At 73.9% G+C, this 21,248-nt stretch carries 20 protein-coding genes; 5 read left to right on the plus strand and 15 right to left on the minus strand.

The features are described 5' to 3' along the window. Window positions 1-125: 125 nt before the first annotated feature. The 11 genes from ACIQGV_RS01430 to ACIQGV_RS01480 all read right to left on the minus strand — a co-directional run bounded on the left by ACIQGV_RS01430 (window position 126) and on the right by ACIQGV_RS01480 (window position 11,676). Entirely contained in the window at window positions 126-1,460 is a 1,335-nt protein-coding gene (locus tag ACIQGV_RS01430) for a sulfate adenylyltransferase subunit 1 (RefSeq protein WP_402488798.1), read from the minus strand. Between the two features lie 2 nt (window positions 1,461-1,462). Further along, a complete protein-coding gene (gene cysD / locus ACIQGV_RS01435; RefSeq protein WP_402488800.1) occupies window positions 1,463-2,398 on the minus strand; it encodes a sulfate adenylyltransferase subunit CysD in 936 nt (311 codons plus the stop codon). Beyond that, window positions 2,395-2,961, minus strand: a complete 567-nt coding sequence (gene cysC / locus ACIQGV_RS01440) for an adenylyl-sulfate kinase (RefSeq protein ID WP_402488803.1) — start codon at window positions 2,959-2,961, stop codon at window positions 2,395-2,397. The genes cysD and cysC overlap by 4 nt, the downstream gene beginning before the upstream one ends. Further along, on the minus strand, window positions 2,958-3,668 hold the full coding sequence (locus ACIQGV_RS01445) for a phosphoadenylyl-sulfate reductase (RefSeq protein ID WP_402488806.1): 711 nt from the start codon (window positions 3,666-3,668) through the stop codon (window positions 2,958-2,960). Before ACIQGV_RS01445 ends, cysC begins: the two co-directional genes overlap by 4 nt. After that, window positions 3,665-3,844: a hypothetical protein gene (locus ACIQGV_RS01450; RefSeq protein ID WP_402488809.1), complete on the minus strand. Its 180-nt coding sequence runs from the start codon at window positions 3,842-3,844 to the stop codon at window positions 3,665-3,667. Before ACIQGV_RS01450 ends, ACIQGV_RS01445 begins: the two co-directional genes overlap by 4 nt. Next, complete coding sequence (locus tag ACIQGV_RS01455) at window positions 3,841-5,541, minus strand: nitrite/sulfite reductase (protein ID WP_402488811.1); 1,701 nt, start codon at window positions 5,539-5,541, stop codon at window positions 3,841-3,843. The genes ACIQGV_RS01450 and ACIQGV_RS01455 overlap by 4 nt, the downstream gene beginning before the upstream one ends. A gap of 128 nt (window positions 5,542-5,669) precedes the next feature. Beyond that, window positions 5,670-5,753 (minus strand): putative leader peptide, encoded by an 84-nt coding sequence (locus tag ACIQGV_RS01460; protein ID WP_309486338.1) that lies wholly within the window; start codon window positions 5,751-5,753, stop codon window positions 5,670-5,672. A gap of 127 nt (window positions 5,754-5,880) precedes the next feature. Further along, on the minus strand, window positions 5,881-6,453 hold the full coding sequence (locus ACIQGV_RS01465) for a GNAT family N-acetyltransferase (RefSeq protein WP_402488813.1): 573 nt from the start codon (window positions 6,451-6,453) through the stop codon (window positions 5,881-5,883). A gap of 572 nt (window positions 6,454-7,025) precedes the next feature. After that, the gene (locus ACIQGV_RS01470) at window positions 7,026-8,279 is read right to left on the minus strand and encodes a hypothetical protein (protein WP_402488816.1); all 1,254 of its coding nucleotides are present in this window, start codon (window positions 8,277-8,279) and stop codon (window positions 7,026-7,028) included. A gap of 173 nt (window positions 8,280-8,452) precedes the next feature. After that, window positions 8,453-9,733 carry a GAF domain-containing protein gene (locus tag ACIQGV_RS01475; protein WP_402488819.1) on the minus strand — a complete coding sequence of 427 codons (1,281 nt, stop codon included), beginning with the start codon at window positions 9,731-9,733 and terminating at the stop codon, window positions 8,453-8,455. A 308-nt stretch (window positions 9,734-10,041) separates the two neighbouring features. Beyond that, window positions 10,042-11,676, minus strand: a complete 1,635-nt coding sequence (locus ACIQGV_RS01480) for an acyl-CoA dehydrogenase family protein (RefSeq protein ID WP_402488822.1) — start codon at window positions 11,674-11,676, stop codon at window positions 10,042-10,044. 112 nt (window positions 11,677-11,788) lie between these two features. Here ACIQGV_RS01480 and ACIQGV_RS01485 point away from each other — a divergent pair, with 112 nt between their 5' ends. Beyond that, a complete protein-coding gene (locus tag ACIQGV_RS01485) occupies window positions 11,789-12,940 on the plus strand; it encodes a YihY/virulence factor BrkB family protein (protein WP_402488824.1) in 1,152 nt (383 codons plus the stop codon). 22 nt (window positions 12,941-12,962) lie between these two features. Here the strand turns inward: ACIQGV_RS01485 and ACIQGV_RS01490 are convergent, their stop codons facing one another. Continuing rightward, window positions 12,963-13,856 carry an NmrA family NAD(P)-binding protein gene (locus tag ACIQGV_RS01490; protein ID WP_402488826.1) on the minus strand — a complete coding sequence of 298 codons (894 nt, stop codon included), beginning with the start codon at window positions 13,854-13,856 and terminating at the stop codon, window positions 12,963-12,965. Window positions 13,857-13,936: 80 nt separating this feature from the next. On the opposite strand from ACIQGV_RS01490, the gene ACIQGV_RS01495 reads away from it, so the two are divergent. Further along, the gene (locus ACIQGV_RS01495; protein WP_402488829.1) at window positions 13,937-14,872 is read left to right on the plus strand and encodes an AraC family transcriptional regulator; all 936 of its coding nucleotides are present in this window, start codon (window positions 13,937-13,939) and stop codon (window positions 14,870-14,872) included. Window positions 14,873-14,946: 74 nt separating this feature from the next. Then, window positions 14,947-15,627 carry a helix-turn-helix domain-containing protein gene (locus tag ACIQGV_RS01500; protein ID WP_402488831.1) on the plus strand — a complete coding sequence of 227 codons (681 nt, stop codon included), beginning with the start codon at window positions 14,947-14,949 and terminating at the stop codon, window positions 15,625-15,627. Here the strand turns inward: ACIQGV_RS01500 and ACIQGV_RS01505 are convergent. Next, window positions 15,616-16,017 carry a VOC family protein gene (locus tag ACIQGV_RS01505; protein WP_402488833.1) on the minus strand — a complete coding sequence of 134 codons (402 nt, stop codon included), beginning with the start codon at window positions 16,015-16,017 and terminating at the stop codon, window positions 15,616-15,618. The two genes, ACIQGV_RS01500 and ACIQGV_RS01505, sit on opposite strands and share 12 nt — an antisense overlap. A gap of 96 nt (window positions 16,018-16,113) precedes the next feature. Between ACIQGV_RS01505 and ACIQGV_RS01510 the strand changes: the two genes are divergently transcribed. Further along, the gene (locus ACIQGV_RS01510; RefSeq protein WP_402488836.1) at window positions 16,114-16,740 is read left to right on the plus strand and encodes a hypothetical protein; all 627 of its coding nucleotides are present in this window, start codon (window positions 16,114-16,116) and stop codon (window positions 16,738-16,740) included. An 83-nt stretch (window positions 16,741-16,823) separates the two neighbouring features. Here ACIQGV_RS01510 and ACIQGV_RS01515 read toward each other — a convergent pair whose 3' ends face one another. Both ACIQGV_RS01515 and ACIQGV_RS01520 read right to left on the minus strand, forming a co-directional pair. Beyond that, the gene (locus tag ACIQGV_RS01515; RefSeq protein WP_402488838.1) at window positions 16,824-18,476 is read right to left on the minus strand and encodes a phosphodiester glycosidase family protein; all 1,653 of its coding nucleotides are present in this window, start codon (window positions 18,474-18,476) and stop codon (window positions 16,824-16,826) included. A gap of 235 nt (window positions 18,477-18,711) precedes the next feature. Further along, complete coding sequence (locus ACIQGV_RS01520; protein WP_402489476.1) at window positions 18,712-19,098, minus strand: substrate-binding domain-containing protein; 387 nt, start codon at window positions 19,096-19,098, stop codon at window positions 18,712-18,714. A gap of 327 nt (window positions 19,099-19,425) precedes the next feature. Between ACIQGV_RS01520 and ACIQGV_RS01525 the strand changes: the two genes are divergently transcribed. After that, entirely contained in the window at window positions 19,426-21,039 is a 1,614-nt protein-coding gene (locus tag ACIQGV_RS01525) for a carboxylesterase/lipase family protein (protein ID WP_402488841.1), read from the plus strand. Window positions 21,040-21,248: the final 209 nt, after the last annotated feature.

Raw genomic sequence — 21,248 nt, forward strand, 5'->3', positions numbered from 1 at the left:
GCAAGCGGTGCGCGTACGTCAACGCACACATCGCGCCACTCCGCCCTGCCCGCTGCCGACGGCGCCGCTGCCGACGCGGCCGCCCTCCTTGGCGAACGTGGAGTAGTAGTCCGTTGAGTTCATGTTCAGAAGTCCCACCCGTCGTCCTCGGCGCGGTCCTTGACCGGCTCCGGAGCGGCGAAGGACTCGCCGACCATGCCCGCGGTGAGCGTGGTGCCGTCGGCCGGGTCGATCAGGATGAACGAACCGGTGCGGCGCGAGTCGGCGTAGGAGTCGACGGGCAGCGGCTCCGCGGTGCGGATCTTCACACGGCCGATGTCGTTGGCGACGAGCTGTCCCGGGTGCGGGTGCAGGGACAGGTCGTCGAGCGTGAGGCGGGACGGTATGTCCTTGACGATCGCCTTGACCGTGCGGGTGCCGTGCTTGATCAGCACCCGGTGGCCGACGGCCAGCGGCTGGTCGGCGACGTGGCAGACGGTCGCCTCCACGTCCTGGGTGGTCGCGGGCGCGTCCTTGGTCGGCACGATCAGGTCGCCGCGCGAGACGTCGATGTCGTCCGCGAGCAGCACCGTCACCGACTGCGTCGTCCAGGCCACGTCGACCGGCTCGCCCAGCAGGTCGATCCCGGAGATCGTGGTGGTGCGGCCGGAGGGCAGCACGGTGACCGCGTCGCCGACCCGGAAGGTGCCGGCCGCGATCTGGCCCGCGTAGCCGCGGTAGTCGGGGTGCTCGGCGGTCTGCGGGCGGATCACGTACTGCACGGGCAGCCGGGCGTGGCAGTGGGCCAGGTCGTGGGTGACCGGCACGGTCTCCAGGTGCTCCAGGACGGTGGGGCCGCCGTACCAGTCCATGTGGGCGGAGGGCTCCACCACGTTGTCGCCCTCCAGCGCCGAGATCGGGATCGCGGTGACCTCGGGGACACCGAGCTCGGTGGCGTACGCCGTGAACTCCTCGGCGATCGCGGCGAAGACGGACTCCTGGTAGGCCACGAGGTCCATCTTGTTGACGGCGAGGACGACGTGCGGGACGCGCAGCAGCGCGGCGATCGCGGCGTGCCGGCGGGTCTGCTCGACCACGCCGTTGCGGGCGTCGACCAGGATGACCGTCAGCTCGGCCGTGGAGGCGCCGGTGACCATGTTGCGCGTGTACTGCACATGACCCGGGGTGTCGGCGAGGATGAACCGGCGCTGCGCCGTGGCGAAGTAGCGGTAGGCCACGTCGATGGTGATGCCCTGCTCCCGCTCGGCGCGCAGGCCGTCGGTGAGGAGCGCGAGGTCGGGGGCCTCCTGGCCCCGGTTGCGGGAGGCGTGCTCCACGGCCTCCAGCTGGTCGGCGAGGACCGACTTGGAATCGTGCAGCAGCCGGCCCACCAGCGTGGACTTGCCGTCGTCGACGGAGCCGGCGGTGGCGAACCGCAGCAGGGTGGTGGCCGAGAGCTCCTCGGTCGTGGTCGTGCTCATGCTTAGAAGTACCCCTCGCGCTTGCGGTCTTCCATCGCGGCCTCGGAGAGCTTGTCGTCGGCGCGGGTGGCGCCGCGCTCGGTCAGCCGGGAGGCGGCGATCTCGGCGATCACCTTCTCGATCGTGTCGGCGTCGGAGTCGACGGCCCCGGTGCAGGACATGTCGCCGACGGTCCGGTAGCGGATGAGCCGGTTCTCGACCTGCTCGTCCTCCCGGGGCCCGCCCCATTCGCCCGCCGTCAGCCACATGTTGCTGCGCCGGAACACGTCACGGCGGTGGGCGTAGTAGATCTCCGGCAGCTCGATGCCCTCGCGGGCGATGTACTGCCACACGTCCAGCTCGGTCCAGTTGGACAGCGGGAAGACGCGGACGTGCTCGCCCGGGGCGTGCCGGCCGTTGTACAGGTTCCACAGCTCGGGCCGCTGGCGGCGCGGGTCCCACTGCGAGAACTCGTCCCGCAGCGAGAACACCCGCTCCTTGGCCCGGGCCTTCTCCTCGTCGCGGCGGCCGCCGCCGAAGACCGCGTCGAACTTCTCCGACTGGATCTTCTCCGTCAGCGGCAGCGTCTGGAGCGGGTTGCGGGTGCCGTCCGGGCGCTCCTTGAGGACACCGCGGTCGATGTAGTCCTGCACGGAGGCGACGTGCAGCCGCAGGTGGTGCTTCTCCACCGCGCGGTCGCGGTACTCGATGACCTCGGGGAAGTTGTGCCCGGTGTCGACGTGCAGCAGCGTGAACGGCACCGGCGCCGGGGCGAACGCCTTCAGCGCCAGGTGCAGCATGACGATGGAGTCCTTGCCGCCGGAGAACAGGATCACCGGCTTCTCGAACTCGCCCGCCACCTCGCGGAAGATGTGGACGGCCTCGGACTCCAGGGCGTCCAGGTGCGAGAGGGCGTACGGGGTGTCGGTGTCCTCGTGGACGGAGGCGACGGTCGTCATGCCAGGCCCCTTTCGGTGAGCAGCGTGTGGAGCGACGCCGCGGACTCCTGCACGGTCTGGTTCTGCGACTCGATCCGCAGGTCGGGGCTCTCCGGCACCTCGTAGGGGTCGTCGACCCCGGTGAGGCCGGACAGTTCGCCCGCGGCCTGCTTGGCGTACAGGCCCTTCACGTCCCGCACGCTGCACACCTCGACCGGAGTGGCCACGTGCACCTCGACGTACGGCGTGGAGTGCGCCTCGTGCCGCTTGCGCACGGCGTCGCGGCTGTCGGCGTACGGCGCGATGACCGGGACCAGGGCCAGCACGCCGTTGCGGGCCAGCAGTTCGGCGACGAAGCCGATCCGCTGCACGTTGGTGTGCCGGTCCTCACGGGTGAAGCCGAGGCCCGCCGAGATGAACTCGCGGATCTCGTCGCCGTCGAGCACCTCGACGCGGTGGCCCTCCTCGCGCAGCCGGCCGGCCAGCTCGTACGCGATGGTGGTCTTGCCGGCGCTCGGCAGACCCGTGAGCCAGACGGTGGCTCCGGTCGTCACGTGGTTCTCCTGTATCTGGTCGTTCGTCATCCGTGCAGCCCGCACTCGGTCTTGCCGCGGCCGGCCCAGCGTCCGGCACGGGCGTCCTCGCCCTCCAGGACACGCCGGGTGCACGGGGCGCAGCCGACGGAGGTGTAGCCGTCCATCAGCAGCGGGTTGGTCAGGACGCCGTGCTCGGTGACGTACGCGTCCACGTCGTCCTGGGTCCAGCGGGCGATCGGCGAGATCTTGACCTTCTGCCGCTTCTCGTCCCAGCCGACGACCGGGGTGTTCGCCCGGGTGGGGGACTCGTCGCGGCGCAGGCCGGTCGCCCATGCCTGATAGTCCGTCAGCCCCTCCTGGAGCGGCTGCACCTTGCGCAGCTTGCAGCACAGGTCGGGGTCGCGGTCGTGCAGCCGGGGGCCGTACTCGGCGTCCTGCTCGGCGACGCTCTGGCGCGGGGTGATCGTGATGACGTTGACGTCCATCACGGCCGCGACCGCGTCCCGGGTGCCGATGGTCTCCTCGAAGTGGTAGCCGGTGTCCAGGAACACGACGTCCACGCCGGGCATGGCCCGTGAGGCGAGGTGCGCCACCACCGCGTCCTCCATGGAGGACGTGACGCAGAAGCGCTTTCCGAAGGTGTCCACCGCCCACTGGAGGATCTCCAGCGCGGATGCGTCCTCCAGTTCGCGGCCCGCCCGCTCGGCGAGCGCCTTGAGCTCCTCGGCCGTACGCACGTCCTGAGCCGTCGTCATGTGCGGTCCCCTCCCGATGAGTCGGTCTGAAGTCCCTGGGCGAGCAGCCCGAGGAACTTCAACTGGAATGCGCGGTTGCACGCCGCGCATTCCCAGGCGCCGTGGCCCTGCTCGTTCGGACGCAGGTCCTCGTCGCCGCAGTAGGGGCAGTAGAAGGGGGCGGCGCGCTCGCTCACGACAGGTCCTCCTCGGAGGCGCGCGCGGCCCAGACGGCGAACCGCTCGCCGTCCTCGCGCCCGGCCTGGAACCGCCTGAGCACCCGCTCGACGTAGTCGGGCAGTCCTTCGGAGGTGACCTTCAGGCCGCGGACCTTGCGGCCGAAGCCGGCCTCCAGGCCGAGGGCGCCGCCCAGGTGCACCTGGTAGCCCTCCACCTGGCGGCCCTCGTCGTCGAGGACCAGCTGGCCCTTGAGACCGATGTCCGCCACCTGGATACGGGCGCAGGCGTTCGGGCAGCCGTTGAGGTTGATGGTGAGCGGCTCGTCGAAGTCCGGCAGACGGCGCTCCAGTTCGTCGATCAGCTGGGAGCCGCGCTGCTTGGTCTCGACGATGGCGAGCTTGCAGAACTCGATGCCGGTGCAGGCCATGGTGCCGCGCCGGAAGGAGGACGGCCGGGCGGTGAGGTCCAGTGCCTCCAGCTCGTCGACCAGCGACTCGACCTGGTCCTCCTCGACATCGAGGACGATCATCTTCTGCTCGACGGTGGTCCGCAGCCGGCCCGAGCCGTGCGCCTCCGCCAGGTCGGCGATCTTCGTCAGGGTGGCGCCGTCGACCCGGCCGACCCGCGGCGCGAAGCCGACGTAGAAGCGGCCGTCCTGCTGGCGGTGGACGCCGATGTGGTCGCGCCACTGCCGGGAGGGCTGCTCGGGGGCGGGCCCGTCGATCAGCCGGCGGCCGCCGAGGTACTCGTCCTCCAGCACCTGGCGGAACTTCTCCGGGCCCCAGTCGGCGACAAGGAACTTCAGCCGGGCGCGGTTGCGCAGCCGGCGGTAGCCGTAGTCGCGGAAGATCGAGATGACGCCCTCGTAGACGTCCGGGACCTCGTCGAGCGGCACCCAGGCGCCCAGGCGCACACCCAGCTTGGGGTTGGTGGACAGACCGCCGCCGACCCACACGTCGAAGCCCGGGCCGTGCTCGGGGTGACGGACGCCGACGAACGCCACGTCGTTGATCTCGTGCACCACGTCCAGCAGCGGGGAGCCGGAGATGGCGGACTTGAACTTGCGGGGCAGGTTGGAGAAAGCCTTGTCGCCGATGATCCGGCGCTGGATCTCGTCGATGGCCGGGCTGCCGTCGATGATCTCGTCGGCGGCGATGCCCGCGACCGGGGAGCCGATGATCACACGCGGGGTGTCGCCGCACGCCTCGGTGGTGGACAGGCCGACCGCTTCCAGGCGGTTCCAGATCTCGGGCACGTCCTCGATACGGATCCAGTGGTACTGGACGTTCTGCCGGTCCGTGATGTCCGCGGTGCCGCGCGCGAACTCCTGCGAGATCTCGCCGATCACCCGCAGCTGCTCGGTGGTGAGCCGGCCGCCGTCGATGCGGACGCGCAGCATGAAGTACTCGTCGTCCAGCTCCTCCGGCTCCAGGACCGCGGTCTTGCCGCCGTCGATCCCGGGCTTGCGCTGGGTGTACAGCCCCCACCAGCGCATCCGGCCGCGCAGGTCGTTGGGGTCGATCGAGTCGAAGCCCCGCTTGGAGTAGATCGTCTCAATGCGTGTCCGCACATTGAGACCGTCGTCGTCCTTCTTGAACTGCTCGTTGCCGTTGAGCGGGGTGAAGTGCCCCGCGGCCCACTGACCCTCGCCACGGTGACGGCTCACCTTGCGGCGGGGAGTCGCGGCGGCGGGGTTCTGCGGGTTGGCGGCCATGGTTGTTACGTCCTTCGGGACCGGGGGAAAGCTGCTCTGACCTGCGCATGCGGGCGCGCGAGGGCATACTTGCGCGTCATTGCGCAGGGGAAAAAGGCGAGGGAACGGGAACGCGGGGCGCTGTGCTGTCAGCTCGCCGGACAGATGGCGCTGGACATGCGGCCGAGGTCGACGTGTCGCCGACTCACCAAGGCAATTCCAGTTCCAGACATGACGGAAGCGTGTCACGGCGATCTGGACACAGTCCAGCTTCATCCAGAATGTGGACACCCTTGTCCCGAAATTCGAGACAAGGGTGTCGTCGGTCACAACATCTGCGCGCAGGCTTGTCGGCGCAGGTCAGGCAGGGTATGCACCGGGCCACGGGCCGGGCGTGGGCCGTACCCGCTCCTCCTCGACCTTGGTGTCGAACAGCGTGAAGCCGCGGCGCAGGTAGTTGTCCATCGCGAACTCGCCGTCCTTGCTGCAGGTGTGCAGCCACACCCGCTTCGTCGCCGGACGGTCCGGCCAGCGCTCCGCCAGGTCCCAGGCGCGCGCGGCGCCGTACGACAGCAGATGGCCGCCGATGCGCCGGCCGCGGAAGGCCGGGATCAGCCCGAAGTACTCGATCTCGACCACGCCCTCGTCCCGCGGGGTCAGCTCCACGTACCCGGCGGGTGTGCCCCGGTCGAAGGCGACCCAGGTCTCCACGCCCGGGCGCTCCAGATGTTCCTGCCACTGGGCGTAGGTCCAGCCGAGCCGGTCGGTCCACAGGATGTCCCCGCCGACGGACGCGTACAGGAAGCGGCTGAACTCGGGCGAGGGCACCTCGGCGCGCACGATCCGCACGTCACCCTCGGGCGCGGCGGCCGGAAGGAGGTCGGCGGGCGAGGTCTGCTCCAGGGACCAGGTGGTCACGGCGATATGGGTCATGCCCGCCAGGGAATCATCTGGTCCGGATGTCTGTCGATCGCGGCCCCGGACGGAGCCGGGCGGCACCGCCGGAGCGACGCCCCGCTGTTCCGCCACCGGCGCCTGCGGGTCTGCCGCCGCCCTGCGGGTCCGTCATCGGGGCGGTGCCGGTCCACCGCGGGTGCCCGCTGTTCCGTCGCCGGCCTCTGCGGCTCTGCCGTCGCCCTGCGGGCCTGCCATCGAGGCGGTGCCGGTCCGTCGCCGGTGCCTGTGGGTCTGCCGTCGCGCTGCCGGTCCACTGTCGGCCCCTGTGGGTCTGCCGCCGCCCTGCGGGTCCGTCGCCGGGGTGGTGCCGGTCCGTCGCCGGTGCCTGTGGGTCTGCCGTCGCGCTGCCGGTCCACTGTCGGCCCCTGTGGGTCTGCCGCCGCCCTGCCGGTCCGTCGCCGGGGCGGTGCGGTTCGCCGTCGGTGCCTGCCGGTCCGCTGGCGGGGTGGTGTCGGACCGTCGTCGGTCTGCCGGGGCGGTGCCGGGCTGTCTTCGGTCCCTGCGGGTCCGTCGTCGGGGCGCGGCCGGGACCCGACGGCCACGCCGGTCTACCGCAGTGCCCTGTCGATCTCCGGCAGCGGCACGGAGAACAGCATCCGCCCGGACTGGGCCCAGACCTCGCCGGTCCGCGCCCAGTAGGAGAGGGACGCCGCCGAGGGGCTCCAGCAGTGCGGAGAGCTCTCGGAGCCGCACCGGGCGGCCCGGGCGCCGTCCGTGTCCTGGCGCCACAGCGTGCCGTGGGTCTCGTCCCCGGCCGCCGCGCGGCTGACGTACCAGCCGGAGCGGTGCGCCAGGACGCCGCGCACGTCGGACGCCTCGGTCCGGTACGCCTCCACGGCGCTCACCCGCCCCTCGGCGTCCGCGGCGAGCGGGCCGGGCCGGGCCGGGTCCGTGCCGAAGGGGTAGCGCCACAGCCGGGTTCCGGCCTCGCTGCCCGGTGCCGTCCGTTCGGCGGCGACCAGGGTGTCGGGCGTCGTGCTGCGGTCCAGGCCGAGAGCGCCGAGGCGGGTGCCGCCGGAGGCGGGCCGGTAGGCGCCGACGGCCGGCAGCACGTACCGCAGGCCGTGCGCCGAGAAGCCGCCGGGCACCCGGCCGACCGCGGGCGCGGCGACGCTCGTGCGCAGGGTCCGGTTCACGTCGTACACATAGACGGCGTCGTCGGCGGCGACCAGCAGCTTGTCCCGGTACCAGACCAGCCCGGACAGGTCGGAGGGGAGCGCCCGGTAGTCCCGCCCGCCGTCGACCGGGACGACGAGCAGGGCGGAGGCGTAGGGGAGCCGGCCGGAGGCGTCCGCGTCGACGAAGGACAGCAGGGGCAGGCGGGTGCCCCGCTCGCCGGCGGTACGGCCTGCCAGCACCACCCGGTGCGCTCCCCACAGGCCGTCGCCGTCCGCGTCGCCGGAGGTGGTCACGGCTCCCGGGCGCAGGGCGCGGCCGCCGGAGGCGTCCCAGCAGTGCGCGCTGGCCGCGGCGGGCCCGGCCGGCAGCGCGGCACGCTCGGCGGGGGTGCACTCGGCGGCGGGGCGCAGGGTGCGGTCGGCCTCGGCGAGCAGGGTGGCGACGCCGACGGGCCGGCCCATCGACGCGGTGAGCCGGCGCAGGGCACCGGCCGGTACGAGGTCCTCGGTCAGCCGGGCCCCGTCGGCGGCGAGCGGCCGCAGGGAGCCGGGGTCCTCCTCGACCGTGGCCTGGGAGGCGCTGATCATGGTGGCGGCGGCGGTCAGCGCGAGGGCGGTGCCGGTCAGGAACGCGCGCAGCGCCCTGCCCCGTCTGCGCCGGCGATGTCTGCCGCGTTGCTTCATGAGCTCCCTCTCCAGGCCCGCCCGGGCCGGGTCAACTGCGCCTGGTGATCCGTGTGTTGATCCAGGAGCGGCTGTGGCGGCCCGTAGGGATGCTACGTCAGCGGGGTGTGCCGGGGGGCGTGGACCGGGCAAATTCACGGACGAAGTCGGCCAAGGCGGAACCGGAACCGGTTTCAGCCCGCGGACTGCCGACGGGCCTCCCGCACCGCGGGGGCCGTGGAGTGGGGCAGCAGGTCGAGAGGGTCGTCCGGAAGCAGGACCGTCACCTCCACCGCGGCGGAGAAACGATACGGCCGGTGCTCCAGGAAGCCTTCCAGATAACGCCGTACCCGTGACATCTCCGCCCGCACGGTCACCGTGCGCCCCGAGTCGCCGAACAGATCCTCCGCCAGTCCCGCGGCACTGCGCCCGCCCGGACGCCGGGCCAGCAGATACAGCAGCTCCGCGTGGCGCGGGCTCAGCTCACGGCACCATTCGCCCGCCTCGCCGGACACCGTCACCGTCCAGCGGCGCGGCTGCGTCAGGTCCAGCACGATCCGGCTGCCGCCCCGCGCCCGGGGCCGGTCCGCGGCGGCCCGCACCAGCCACCCGCCGCCCAGCGGCTCCAGCGAGCACAGCCCGAGACCGGGCAGCCACCGGTGCCCCGCGGACAGGGAGGCGGGCAGCGCGGTCCGGCGGGTGTACGGCATCCCGGTCACCGCCGCCGTCCAGCCGTCCCGGTCCATCACCAGCGCGCGCCCGCCGATCCGGGCCAGCACCGGCGCGGCCACCGCCCGCAGCCGCTCCAGCGAGGCCAGATGCAGCTCCCGCAGCCGCGCCTCGGCGAGTTTGGCCACCGCGTCGACCCAGGAGAGCGTGGCCGGATGCATCGTCTCCAGCGGGCCGCTCACATCCACCACGCCGATCAGCCGGCCGTCGCGCGGGTCGGTGAGCGGCGCCCCCGCGCAGGTCCAGCCGGCCTGCGCGCGCACGAAGTGCTCGGAGGCGAACACCTGCACGGGCTGCCGCACCACCACGGGGGTGCCCACACCGTTGGTGCCGACCACGTCCTCCCCCCAGTCCGCGCCCGGCTCGAAACCCAGATGGTCCGCCATGCGCAGCACGGACGCGCTGCCCTCCCGCCACAGCACGCACCCGTCGGCGTCGGCGACGACCATGATGTGCCGGGCGGTGTCCGCGACCGACAGCAGCCCCTCCCGCAGCACCGGCAGCACCAGGCGCAGCGGCGACTCCTCCCGGCGCCGCAGCACCTCCTCCGGCGGGAGCAGCCCCGACCGGCAGCCGCGGTCCGGATCCACCCCGCTGCGCAGCATGCGCTCCCACGAGTCCTCGATCACCGGCCGGGGCGCGACGCGCGTCCGCTGCCCGGAGAGCGTCGCCTCGCGCACCTCGCTGAGCACCCGTGCCGCGTCCACGGCGGCCAGCTGCGTCACGTTCAGCGGCGGGTTCGCCACGGGATCCTCCCCGGATGGGCCGACGGCGACCGGATGTCAAGCCCCGGGGGCGACGGTTTCCGGTCGTGTACTGATGGTGTGTCCATAGTGCCGCCCGTTCGGGACGGAGGGGTGCAGTCCGGTCACCGCGCCCGGAAAGTTGCAACCCTCTGCAACCCTGGTGAACAGCAGTGCGGTGGTTGAACATTGACCGACGCCGCCCGTGCGGCGTTCCGTGGCCTCTTCACGGGCCAGTTGTGCGGGGGTGGTGCCGTGTCGGCGCAGCACCACCCCCGCCGCCGGCGCGTCACCCGGCGGCCCCGCCCGGTTCACGCGACGGGCCGCGCCCGCTCGACGATCGAGGCCAGATCCAGTGTGTGCGGCAGCGTCCCGAACGCCGCGCCCCCGTCGCCCCCCAGCCGGGCCGCGCAGAACGCGTCGGCGACCGCCGGCGGCGCGAACCGCACCAGCAGCGACCCCTGGAGCACCAGCGCCAGCCGTTCCACCAGCCGGCGGGCCCGCGCCTCGATGCCGTCCAGGTCGGCCAGCTCGGTCAGCAGCCCCTTGATCGCCGCGTCCAGCCGGTGGTCCGCCCCGCGCGCCCGGCCCACCTCGTGCAGGTAGGCGTTCAGCGCCTGCGGCTCGCGCCGGAGCGCCCGCAGCACGTCCAGCGCCTGGACGTTCCCCGCGCCCTCCCAGACCGAGTTCAGCGGCGACTCGCGCACCAGCCGGGGCAGGCCCGAATCCTCGACGTACCCGTTGCCGCCCAGGCACTCGGCGGCCTCCACCGCCAGCGGGGCGCACCGCTTGGTCACCCAGTACTTCGCCGCCGGCACCGCCAGGCGCAGGAACGCGCGCTCCTGCTCACCGCCGTCGTCGTACGCCGCCGCCAGCCGCAGCGCCAGCGCGGTCGCCGCCTCCGACTCCAGTGCGAGATCGGCCAGCACATTGCGCATCAGCGGCTTGTCGGCGAGCCGTCCGCCGAACGCCTCGCGGTACGAGCAGTGGTGGACGGCCTGCGCGACGGCCTGCCGCATCAGGCCCGCCGACCCCAGCACGCAGTCCAGCCGGGTCGCCGCCACCATGTCGATGATCGAGCGCACCCCGCGCCCCTCCTCGCCGACCCGGCGTGCCCAGGTGCCGTCGAACTCGACCTCGGCGGAGGCGTTGGAACGGTTGCCCAGCTTGTCCTTGAGCCGCTGGATCAGGAAGGTGTTCCGCGAGCCGTCGTCCAGCACCCGCGGCACCAGGAAACAGGTGAGGCCCTCCGGGGCCTGCGCCAGCACCAGGAAGCCGTCGGACATCGGGGCCGAGCAGAACCACTTGTGCCCGGTCAGCCCGTACGTCCCGGCCTCGGCCAGCGGCCGTGCGGCCGTCGTGTTCGCACGGACGTCGCTGCCGCCCTGCTTCTCCGTCATGCCCATGCCGAACAGGGCGCCCGCCTTCAGCCGCGCGGGCCTGAGGTCACGGTCGTAGACGGTGGACGTCAGCCGCGGCTCCCACTCGGCGGCCAGCGCGGGATCGGTGCGCAGGGCGGGGACGGCCGCGTGCGTCATCGACAGCGGACAGCCGTTGCCGGCCTCCACCTGCGTCCACACCAGGAACGCCGCCGCCCGGCGGACATGCCCGCCCGGCCTCGACCAGGCCGACGTCAGTCCGGCCGACACCCCCTTGCCGAGCAGCCGGTGCCAGGACGGATGGAACTCGACCTCGTCGACACGGTTGCCGTACCGGTCGTGGGTGCGCAGCCGTGGCGGATGCTCGTTGGCCAGCACCCCCCATTCCTGCACCTGGGCCGACCCCGAGGTCCGGCCGAGCGCCGACAGCTCCTCCAGCGACTCGTCGAGCAGGTCGGGGCCGAGATGCCGCCCGACGGCCTCCACCAGCGCGCGATCGGTGCCGAAGACGTCGTGGCCGACGAGCGGCGGGGGCTGATTGGTCACGGTGTGGGTGCTGCGTGCCATGCCGGGAACCTACCCCCAGGTAGCGGAGTGCTCACCCCCGGGACACGGTCCCGTCGGGGTCCGCCGTCCCACCAGGGTGATTGCAGTCCTTTCCGGCGGATACCTTTGGGTCGTGCAGCCAGCAAGTGAACCGACTCCTCCGAGGCAGCCCTCCGGGCGTCTCCACCGCGCGCGTGCCCTCTACCGGAACGTCTCCAAGCGCAGGACCGCCTGGCTGCTGCTGAAGGACACCGTCAACTCGTGCATCGAGTACCGCATCCTCGGCCTCGCCGCGGAGGCCGCGTTCTTCACCCTGCTGTCCGTGCCGCCGCTGCTGCTCAGCATGATCGGCATGCTCGGCTACGTCGACGACTGGACCGGCACCGACACCATCACCAGTCTGGAGACCAACCTCCTGGAGGCATCCCGCACGGTCCTGTCCGACAAGGGAGTGCACGACATCGCGCAGCCGATCCTGGACGACGTCATGAAGGGCGGCCGTCCCGACATCATCTCCATCGGCTTCCTGTTCGCCCTGTGGTCCGGGTCGCGCGCGGTGAACGTCTTCATCGACACCATCACCGTGATGTACGGCCTCGACGGCGTCCGCGGCATCGTCAAGACCCGGCTGCTGGCCTTCCTGCTGTTCCTCGTGGCCCTGCTGATCGGCTCGGTCGCGCTGCCGCTGATGGTGGCCGGGCCGGACGCGGTCCTGCGGGTCCTGCCCTGGTCGACGACCCTGGTCCAGGCGCTGTACTGGCCCGTGGTCATCGTGCTCTCCATCGCCTTCCTGACCACGCTCTACCACGTCTCCGTGCCCGTCCGCTCCCCGTGGATCGAGGACGTGCCCGGCGCCCTGGTCGCCCTCGGCATGTGGGTGCTGGGCAGCTTCCTGCTGCGCATCTACCTCACCAACACCGTCGAGGGCGCCACGATCTACGGCTCGCTGGCCGCCGCCGTCGCCGTACTGCTGTGGATCGGCGTGTCCGCCTTCGCCGTGCTGGTCGGCGCCGCCGTCAACGCCGCCATCGACCGGGTGTGGCCCGCCGCCGCGACCGCGGCCGCCCGCGAGGCGAACGAGCGGGTGCGCCAGGCGCAGGTCGCCGAGTACGTCGCCCGCGCCGCCGCGCATCTGGAGAGCGACCCCGACGACCCGGACATGCCCTCCGAGTTCCCCGAGCGCTGGTCGCGCTTCCTGCCCCCCGAGGACGTGTCCTCCCGTCTGCGCACCCACGCCAAGAGCCCGGGCAAGCCCCCGGGCCCGCAGCGGCCGCCGGAGAAGTGACCGCGAAGGACATGACCGCGGCTCAGCGCCTCCACACCGCCGCGGTCTCCCGCGCGTAGTCCGCGAAGTCGCGCGGCGCGCGGCCCAGGACCTGTGTCACCCCGTCCGAGAGGCGGGCGTTGCGCCCGTCCAGCAGCGTCCCGAACAGCTCCACGAGGAACCCCGTCTCCTCCGCGGGCAGCCCGGACGCGGTGAGCACCTCGCCGTACTCGGCCCCCGGCACCGCCCGGTACTCCAGCTGCCGCCCGGCGGCCCGCCCCGCCTCGGCGACCGCCTCCCCGAACGACAGCAGCCGCGGCCCGGACACCTCGATCGTCTCCCCGGCGTACCGGTCGCCGCCGGTCAGCGCGGCCACCACCACGTCCGCGACGTCCCGCACGTCGACGAACGGCTCGCGCACCTCACCCGCCGGGAACACCAGCCGCCCGCTCTCCCGCAGCTCCTCCGCCAGCGGGCCCTCGCTGAAGTTCTGCATGAACCACGCCGCCCGTACGACCGTCCAGTCCGTCCCCGCCTCCCCGACCGCCGCCTCCGTCGGCAGCGCCTGGTCCTCGCCGCGCGCCGACAGCAGCACCAGCCGCCGTACGCCGAGCCCGGCCGCCTCGCGGGCCAGCTCGCCCACCTCCCGCGTGGCCTGCGGCGAGCCCACGTCGGTGGGGTGCACGAGATAGGCGGCATCGGCGCCGCGCAGCGTGTCCGCCCAGGTCGAGCGGTCGCTCCAGTCGAAACCGTGGGCCCGGGAGGCCGCCCGGACGGTCAGCCCCGCGGCCCGGGCCGCCTCGGCCACCCGGCTGCCGGTGCGGCCCGACGCCCCCGTCACCACCACGGTCATGCCCTGGGCACTCCGCGTGCTCCGTGTGTCCTGGGCGCTCCGCGTGTCCTGGGTGTCCTGCGTGCTCTGCGTGTTCTGCGTCATGGCCTCAGTCAACTCGCCCTCCGGGCACGGGCCCATCGGTGAACGGCTCGTTCCCATAAGCGCGCGTCTACGCTGACCCCATGGATGCCCTCGCCGGCCTGCTGGACGGGCCCCGCGCCCGCGGCGCCTTCATGATCCGGGCGTGCTTCGACCCGCCGTGGAGCGTGCGCGTGGAGGACCGGGCGCCGCTCACCGTGATGCTCGTGGCGCGCGGCGACGCCTGGATCCTGCCCGACGGCGGGGAGGGGGTGCGGCTGCGGGCCGGCGACCTCGCCGTCGCGCGCGGCCCCGACGCCTACACCTGCGCCGACGACCCCGGCACCGCCCCGCAGGCGCTGATCCTGCCCGGCGGCGGGTGCAGCCACCCCGACGGCCGGCCGCTCAACGGCTCCATGGACCTCGGTGTGCGCACCTGGGGCTCCGCCGCGGACGGCGAGGCGCTGATCCTGATCGGCACCTACCTGTGGCCGGGCGAGGTCGGCGGGCGGCTGCTGGACGCGCTTCCGCCGCTGCTCACCCTGGCCTCCGACACCTGGGACTGTCCGCTCACGCCCGTCCTCATGGAGGAGATCGTCCGCGACGAGCCCGGACAGGAGGTCGTCCTTGACCGGCTCCTGGACCTGCTCGTGATCGCCGCGCTGCGGGCCTGGTTCTCCCGGCCCGGTGCGGAGTCGCCCGCCTGGTACCGGGCGCTGGCCGACCCGGTCGTGGGACGGGTGCTGCGGCTGATCCAGGACGATCCCGGGCATCCCTGGACGGTCGCGGACCTCGCGGCGAAGGCGGGGGTCTCCCGGGCGGCCCTGGCCCGGAGGTTCTCGGAACTGGTCGGGGAGCCGCCGATGGCCTACCTCACCGGGTGGCGGCTGGCCCTGGCCGCGGACGCGCTGCGGGACACCGGCGACACCCTGGAGGCCATCGCGAGGAGAGTCGGCTACGGGAGCGCCTTCGCGCTGTCCAGCGCGTTCAAGAGGGCGTACGGCGTGAGCCCGCAGGAGTTCCGGCTGCGAGGGGTGTGACAGCGGACGCGCCGTGGTCCGTGCCCGTCCGCGCGGTTCCCCGCGCTCCTTCCGGCACGCCTACGCTGGTCCCTGTGTACGAGGAGAGGCCGTCTCTTGTCGCGGGCGCCGTCGTCTGGACGAACACACCGTCCCCGGCCGGCGGTGGACGCGTCCTGCCCGACGGCTGCATGGACCTGCTGTGGCACGAGGGCCGGCTGCTCGTCGCCGGGCCCGACACCCGGGCCTACGTCACCGACGGCGCGGACGGCCCCTGGGCGGGGCTGCGCTTCTGGCCCGGCGACGGACCCGCGTGGCTGGGCGTCCCCGCGCGGGAGCTGCGCGACCGGCGGGTGGAGCTGGCCGATCTGTGGCCCGCCCGGGAGGTGAGACGGCTCACCGAGCGGGTCGGGGCCGCCGGGGATCCCGCGCGCGGACTCGAGGAGGCGGTGCTGCTGCGGTCGGGCGCCGTCGAGCCGCCCGACCCGGTCCTGCGGATGATCGTCGCCGCCCTGGACGCCGGCCGTCCGGTGGGCGCACTCGCCGACGAACTGGGCCTCGGAGCACGCCAGTTGCACCGCCGGTCGCTCGCCGCCTTCGGCTACGGGCCCAAGACGCTCGCGCGGATCCTGCGGCTCCAGCGGGCCCTGGCGCTCGCGAGGTCCGGTGCGCCGCTCGCCGACACCGCCGCCCGGGCGGGCTACGCGGACCAGGCGCATCTCAGCCGTGAGGTGAGGGAGTTGACCGGGACGACGCCCGGCCGGCTACGAGGCTGAGCCGGACGGGGCGAACAGGTCGACGCCGTTGCCGTCGGGATCGTGGACCACGGCGTAACGCTGGCCCCAGAACGCGTCCCACGGCTTGAGCTCGCCGTGGTACCCGGCGGCGACCAGGTCCTCGTACACGGCGTCCACCTCCTCGGGGCCGTCGCACAGCAGGGCCAGGGCGGCCCGGCCGCCGCCGGAAGGGGCCCGCCAGCTGGGGTGGAAGGACAGTACGGTCTCCTCGGTGTCGAGCAGCAGCCGCGTACCGCCGGGCAGCGCGGCTTCCGTGTGCGGCTGCCGCCCGGCGTCCTCGGGGAAGACGAAGCCGAGGCGGCGGTAGAAGGCGACGGAGGCGGCCATGTCGCCGACGACCAGGCCGATGGCGTCGAATCGTGGAGTCATGCGGCCACCGTAGCCACGGACCGCCGGGGCCGTCTTGAAGGAAACGGACACGGGCCGGGAGCCCGGGCACGAACATGTGTGCGGCAGGATGGGTGCATGAGACCCACCGCGCGCGTGCCTCTCGTCCTGCTGCTGGCCCCCCTGCTGCTCACCGCGTGCGGCACCGAGCGGAAGGCCGGCGCCCCTGCGGCACCCGCCTCCCGGGCCGAACTGGCCTCCCGTTCCAAGCCGTTGGGCATCGCACCGGAGCACGTCTACGCCATCGAGGCGCCGCCCGGCTTCGTCCTCGCCCGGCAGTCCGTCGGCGTGTTCGGCGGCGACGGCTTCTCCGCCGCCTATGTCGACAGCGGGTCAGGGGGCGGCCGGATCACCCTCACCGTCGACCGGGGCACGATGACCGCCGCGAACTGCCCCACCCTGCCCGCCGCCTCGTCCGGCGAACCCGCCGCCTGTGAACGCGACGGCGACGCCTGGTACCGGGTGTCCGGAGCCCGGCGCGAGTACGCGGTGCCGAAGGAAGGACACGTCCTGCGCCTCGCCGCCGAGGGCGACGTCCCCCGCGACGCCCTGCGCGAGGCCGCCCTCGGCGCCCACCGCCCCGGCGGCGACGAGCTCGACGCCCTCCTCCCCGAGACCCCGGCGGCCACCGGCCCCCTGGAACGAGGCGACCTCCCCCCGGCCGGCGACGGGGCCCCCGACAACAGCGTCGGCGCCGGCGGCTAGGGCCTGTCCGACCATTCGCGTCGTCGCCCGAAGGGCGGCCGCGCGCCGTCAGGTGCGTGCTCTCGGCGTGCCGGCTCCAGGCTCTAGGAGGCTGCCGGGGGCAGGACGAGGAGGACGTCCCCGTCGGCGCGTTCGCCCGCGCGGTCGCTGGGGATGCCCGCGAGCTCGCCGTCCACCACCATCGCCGTCGAGCCGCCGCCGTCGAGGTTGACCGCCTCCACCGCGCCCAGGCTGCGCAGCACCGCCGCGGTCTCCTCGACCGTCAGGCCGGCGCTGTGGCCGGGGCGGCGGCCGTCCGCGGTGACCAGGACGATCCGCCCGTCGGCGGTGACACCGGCCGCGGTGCGCGGGGCGCGCTGGAGATACCAGTTGTTGTAGAGCAGGGCACGGTCCGAGCCCTGGACGTCCTCGGGGCTCCAGCCGTCCCGCACCGGGTCGAGGGCCACCGCACCGTCGTGCAGCAGCAGCGGACCGCCGCCCACCACGGAGGAGTCCGACGACAGCGCCACCCGGGTGTCGGTGTCCGTCTTCACCACCATCCCGCGGGTCATGAGCCGCGCGCCGACGGGGGCGTGCGCGCGCAGCCAGGCCGCCTCGGTGCCGGTGCCCTGGAGCAGCGAGCCCTGCGCGGGCACGGACCCGCCCCGGCTCGTCCGTACGGCGGTCACCACGCCGTCGGCGTCGAGCGTGACCTGGTGCCCCGTGCCCTCGGGAGCCCTGGTGCCGAACTTCGGTGTGACGGCGATCAGTTCGTTGTCGTTGCCGCAGGTGAAGTCGTGCGCGGGGTGGGAGAAGGGCGTGAGGGTGCCGACGCCGCCGCAGTTCACGATCAGCCCCGCCTGCCGGTTCAGGCCCGTCACCTCGCGGGTGATCCCGTCCGCCGTGCGGACCGTGACACTGGTCCTGGTCCGGCGCACCGCGGCCCGCCGCCCCGACTCGTCCGGCAGGATCAGCGCGGGCCTGCCGTTCACCGCCTCCGAGACGAGGTCGCCGCCCACCACCGAGACTCCGGCCGGGTCGCCCTCGGTGCCGGCCGTCCAGTTGCCGGGAGTGGTCCGGTCCCCGGTGATGACGAAGAAGCCGCCGTTGACCGCCGCGAGCGCGCCGGTGCGCCGCGCGACGGACGAGGTGGTCTCGCGGCCCGGCACGATCCCGCTCGCCAGCTCGGACCGCAGCCGGCCGCGGAACAGCGCGGGGTCGATCATCAGGACGTCCAACGACCAGGGGCCGGTCGTGGGGTTGCCGTCCTCACTGGTGTGCTGCACGGCGGCGGTCAGCCCCTGCCCCACCAGGGCGCTCCTGACCTGGTCGGCCGCGGCCCGGTCGGCGTACCGGCCCACCCGCACCAACCAGCCCAGCGGCCGGTCGGCGGGCCCGGCCGGATCCGGTCCCGCGGTGGCGTCCCGCCGCGGCTCGTGACCGGCGGCGCGGACCCTGCCCTCCAGTTCGGCGACCTCCGCCTCGGTCGTGCCGACGCCGACCGTGACCGTCCAGAAGTCGTCCGCCGACACCTCGCCGCGCTCGATCGCGATGTGGGTCAGCCCCTCGGCCAGCTGCCGCGTGGACCGGGTCTCCGTCAGAGTCCCCGGCCCGAGCGGCAGTTCGCCGGACGCGGCCTGCTCGCCCTCCCGTACGGCCTTGGGGACGGCCGCCACACCCGTGACGACGGCGACGGTGGCCAGTGCGGCGGCGAGGGCCCGGCCGACGCCGCTGCCCAGAGCCGAACGGATCTTCATCGGTCGTGCCTTTCACCTGCGGTCGTGCGCGGCGACTCACCACGGTCGTGCGCTGCGACCGTGCACGATACGCACCTCACGGGCCTCGGTACGCATCCGGACTCACCCACCGCACAGGAGTCGCAATCGCGGATGGACCGGGACACAGTGGACCGCGCCCGGACGTGCGCCCGGGCGCGGGTCGCTCAAGTGGCCCTGGAAGGAAGGGCGTTGTGGTGTCCCGCCGCAGGATCCGTCAGATGCGCGGTGCCGCCGCGCTCGCCCGCTCCACCGGAGTCGTCGACAGCTCCGTGCGGGTGTTCTCCGGACGGTCGCCGTCCATCAGGCGGACCAGCAGGCGCAGGGCCGTCACCGCCATCTCGGCGACCGGCTGACGGACCGTCGTCGGCGGCGGGGCGGTCCGGCGGGACTCCGGCAGGTCGTCGAGGCCGACCGCGCCGACGTCGTGCGGGATCCTCGGCCCCCGCTCGCCCGGCGCGTCGTACACCCCGGGCGCCATCCGGTCCGGACGGACGAGCGGCGCGGTGGGCGGCTCCGGCAGGGCCGGCAGTTCGTGCGTGCGGCGGCGGGCCGACGCCGCGTCGAAGTCCGTGTGCCGGACGTGCTGCGGGCGGTACCCGATCCCGGCCGGGGCCGTCGGACGTCACTGGATAGAAAGCGCTTCCTGTCTTGGGTGGGGCGGGGAAGGACGTGAAGAGCGCGGTGATCTCCCGGTGCGGCCCGGGGGTGTCGTGCCTGGTTCCGGGGCTGCCGTGCCTGGTCTCGTGGTCGTCGTTCCTGGGTGCGGAGCTGTCGTGCCTGGTCCGGTGCCCCCTGGGTCCCTCGGGTGGCGCAACCGGGATCCCCTCCACCGGAATACAGGCGTGCGATGTGATGCTCTGATGTGAACGGTGCAGAAATGCAGCGGGGCTCTGCGGTGCGGCACTGTGGCGAAGGGCTGGTGGGGCGCATGTCGGAAGGCCGGTCGGAACCAGTGGTCGCGACGCCCCACGGGGCGGTGCGCGGCCGGTACGAGCACGGTGTCGCGGTGTTCCGGGGCATCCCCTACGCGGCACCCCCCTTCGGGCCCCGGCGGTTCCGGCCGCCCGAGCCGCCCGAACCGTGGGACGGCGTGCGCGACGCCGGCGCGTTCGGGCCGACACCGCCGAAACCGCCCTACTCGGACGCGTTCGCGCAGTACCTCTCCGATCCCGTGGTCGCCGGCGACGACTGCCTGAACCTCAACGTGTGGACACCCCGGCCGGACCCCGGCGCCCGGCTGCCCGTGCTGGTCTGGTTCCACGGCGGCGCCCTGACCAGGGGATCCTCCGCCGTGCCCGTGTACGCGGGGCACGGCTTCGCGCGCGACGGGATCGTGGTCGTCTCCGTCAACTACCGGCTCGGCGTCGAGGGCTACGGGCTGTTCCCCGACGCGCCCCCCAACGCCGGGCTGCGCGACCAGCTCGCCGCGCTGCGATGGGTGCACGAGTCCGTCGCGGCGTTCGGCGGCGACCCCGCACAGATCACCCTCGCCGGGCAGTCCGCCGGAGCCATCAGCGTCGGCGCGCTGATCGCCGCACCGCAGGCGCAGGGGCTGTTCCGGCGGGCCGTGCTGCAGAGCGGGCCGCCCGAGGCGAGCGAACGGGACAAGGTGCGGCGGATGGTCCGCCGGATGGCGGCCCGGCTGAAGGTGCCGGCCACCGCGGAGGCGTTCGCCGCGGTCGACCGGGAGCTGCTGCTGCGCGCCCAGGCCGAGGTGGGGCGGCTGAGCAGTCCGGTGCTGGGCGGGCCCGCCTTCGGGATCGTCGTCGACGGGGACCTCGTGCCGCGCGATCCGCTGGAGGCGCTGACCGACGGGTCGGCCGCGGCCGGGGCGGAGCTGCTGCTGGGGTGGACCCGGGACGAGTACCGGCTGTGGCTGGTGCCGGGCGGGCTGCTGGAGCGGGTCGACCGGCTGGGGGCGGTCGCGCTGGCGGGGGCGCGGGCGCGGTGCCGGTGCGGGCCGGAGGTGGCGCGGGGGTACCGGATGCTGCATCCGGAGGCCGGGGCGGCGGAGGCCGTGGGGCAGATGGTGACCGACCATCTGCTGCGGCTGCCGTTGCACCGGCTGGCCGACGCGCGGGCCGGGACGGCGTACGTGTACGAGTTCGCCTGGCCGTCGCGGCTGCCGGGGCTGGGGGCGTGTCATGCGCTGGAGCTGGGGTTCGTGTTCGACACGGGGGAGACGCGGGAGTCGGCGAAACTGGCGGGGGAAGGGGCGCCGGGGGAGCTGTCGCGGGAGATGCACGGGGCGTGGGTGCGGTTCGCCTCCGGCGGGGGGCCGGGGTGGCGGGCGTGGGACGCGGAGCATCCGGTGCGGGTGTTCGGGGAGGAGGGGGCGGACGGCGAGGTGCTGCCGGCCCGTACGGTGCTCGGTCCGCGGGACCGGGAGCTTGCGTTGTGGTCCGGGTCCGGGCCGGGGTCGGGGTCGGGGGCGGGCGCGGGGGCGGAGGAGGCCGGTGCGGAGGAGGCCGCGTTGCACGGGGCGGAGCTGCGGGCGGTGATCAGCCGGCTGCGGCGGTCGGCTGCTGTGCGCCGGCGTTGACGGGGTGCCTGCGGCGGCCCGCGGCTGTCCGGTGGGGGTGCTGTGGCGCCGGTGGTGGGGGGTGGGCCGGGGGGGGGGGGGGGGGGGGGGGGGGGGGGGGCGGCGGCGGCGGGCCGCCCCCCCCCCCGCCCCCCCCCCCCGCCCGGGGGGGGCGGGGGGGGGGGCCCCCCCGGCGGGGGGGGCGGCGCGGAGGGCCAGAAAAAAAAGAC

It is taken from the genome of Streptomyces sp. NPDC093094 (assembly GCF_044754345.1).
Taxonomy (GTDB): domain Bacteria; phylum Actinomycetota; class Actinomycetes; order Streptomycetales; family Streptomycetaceae; genus Streptomyces.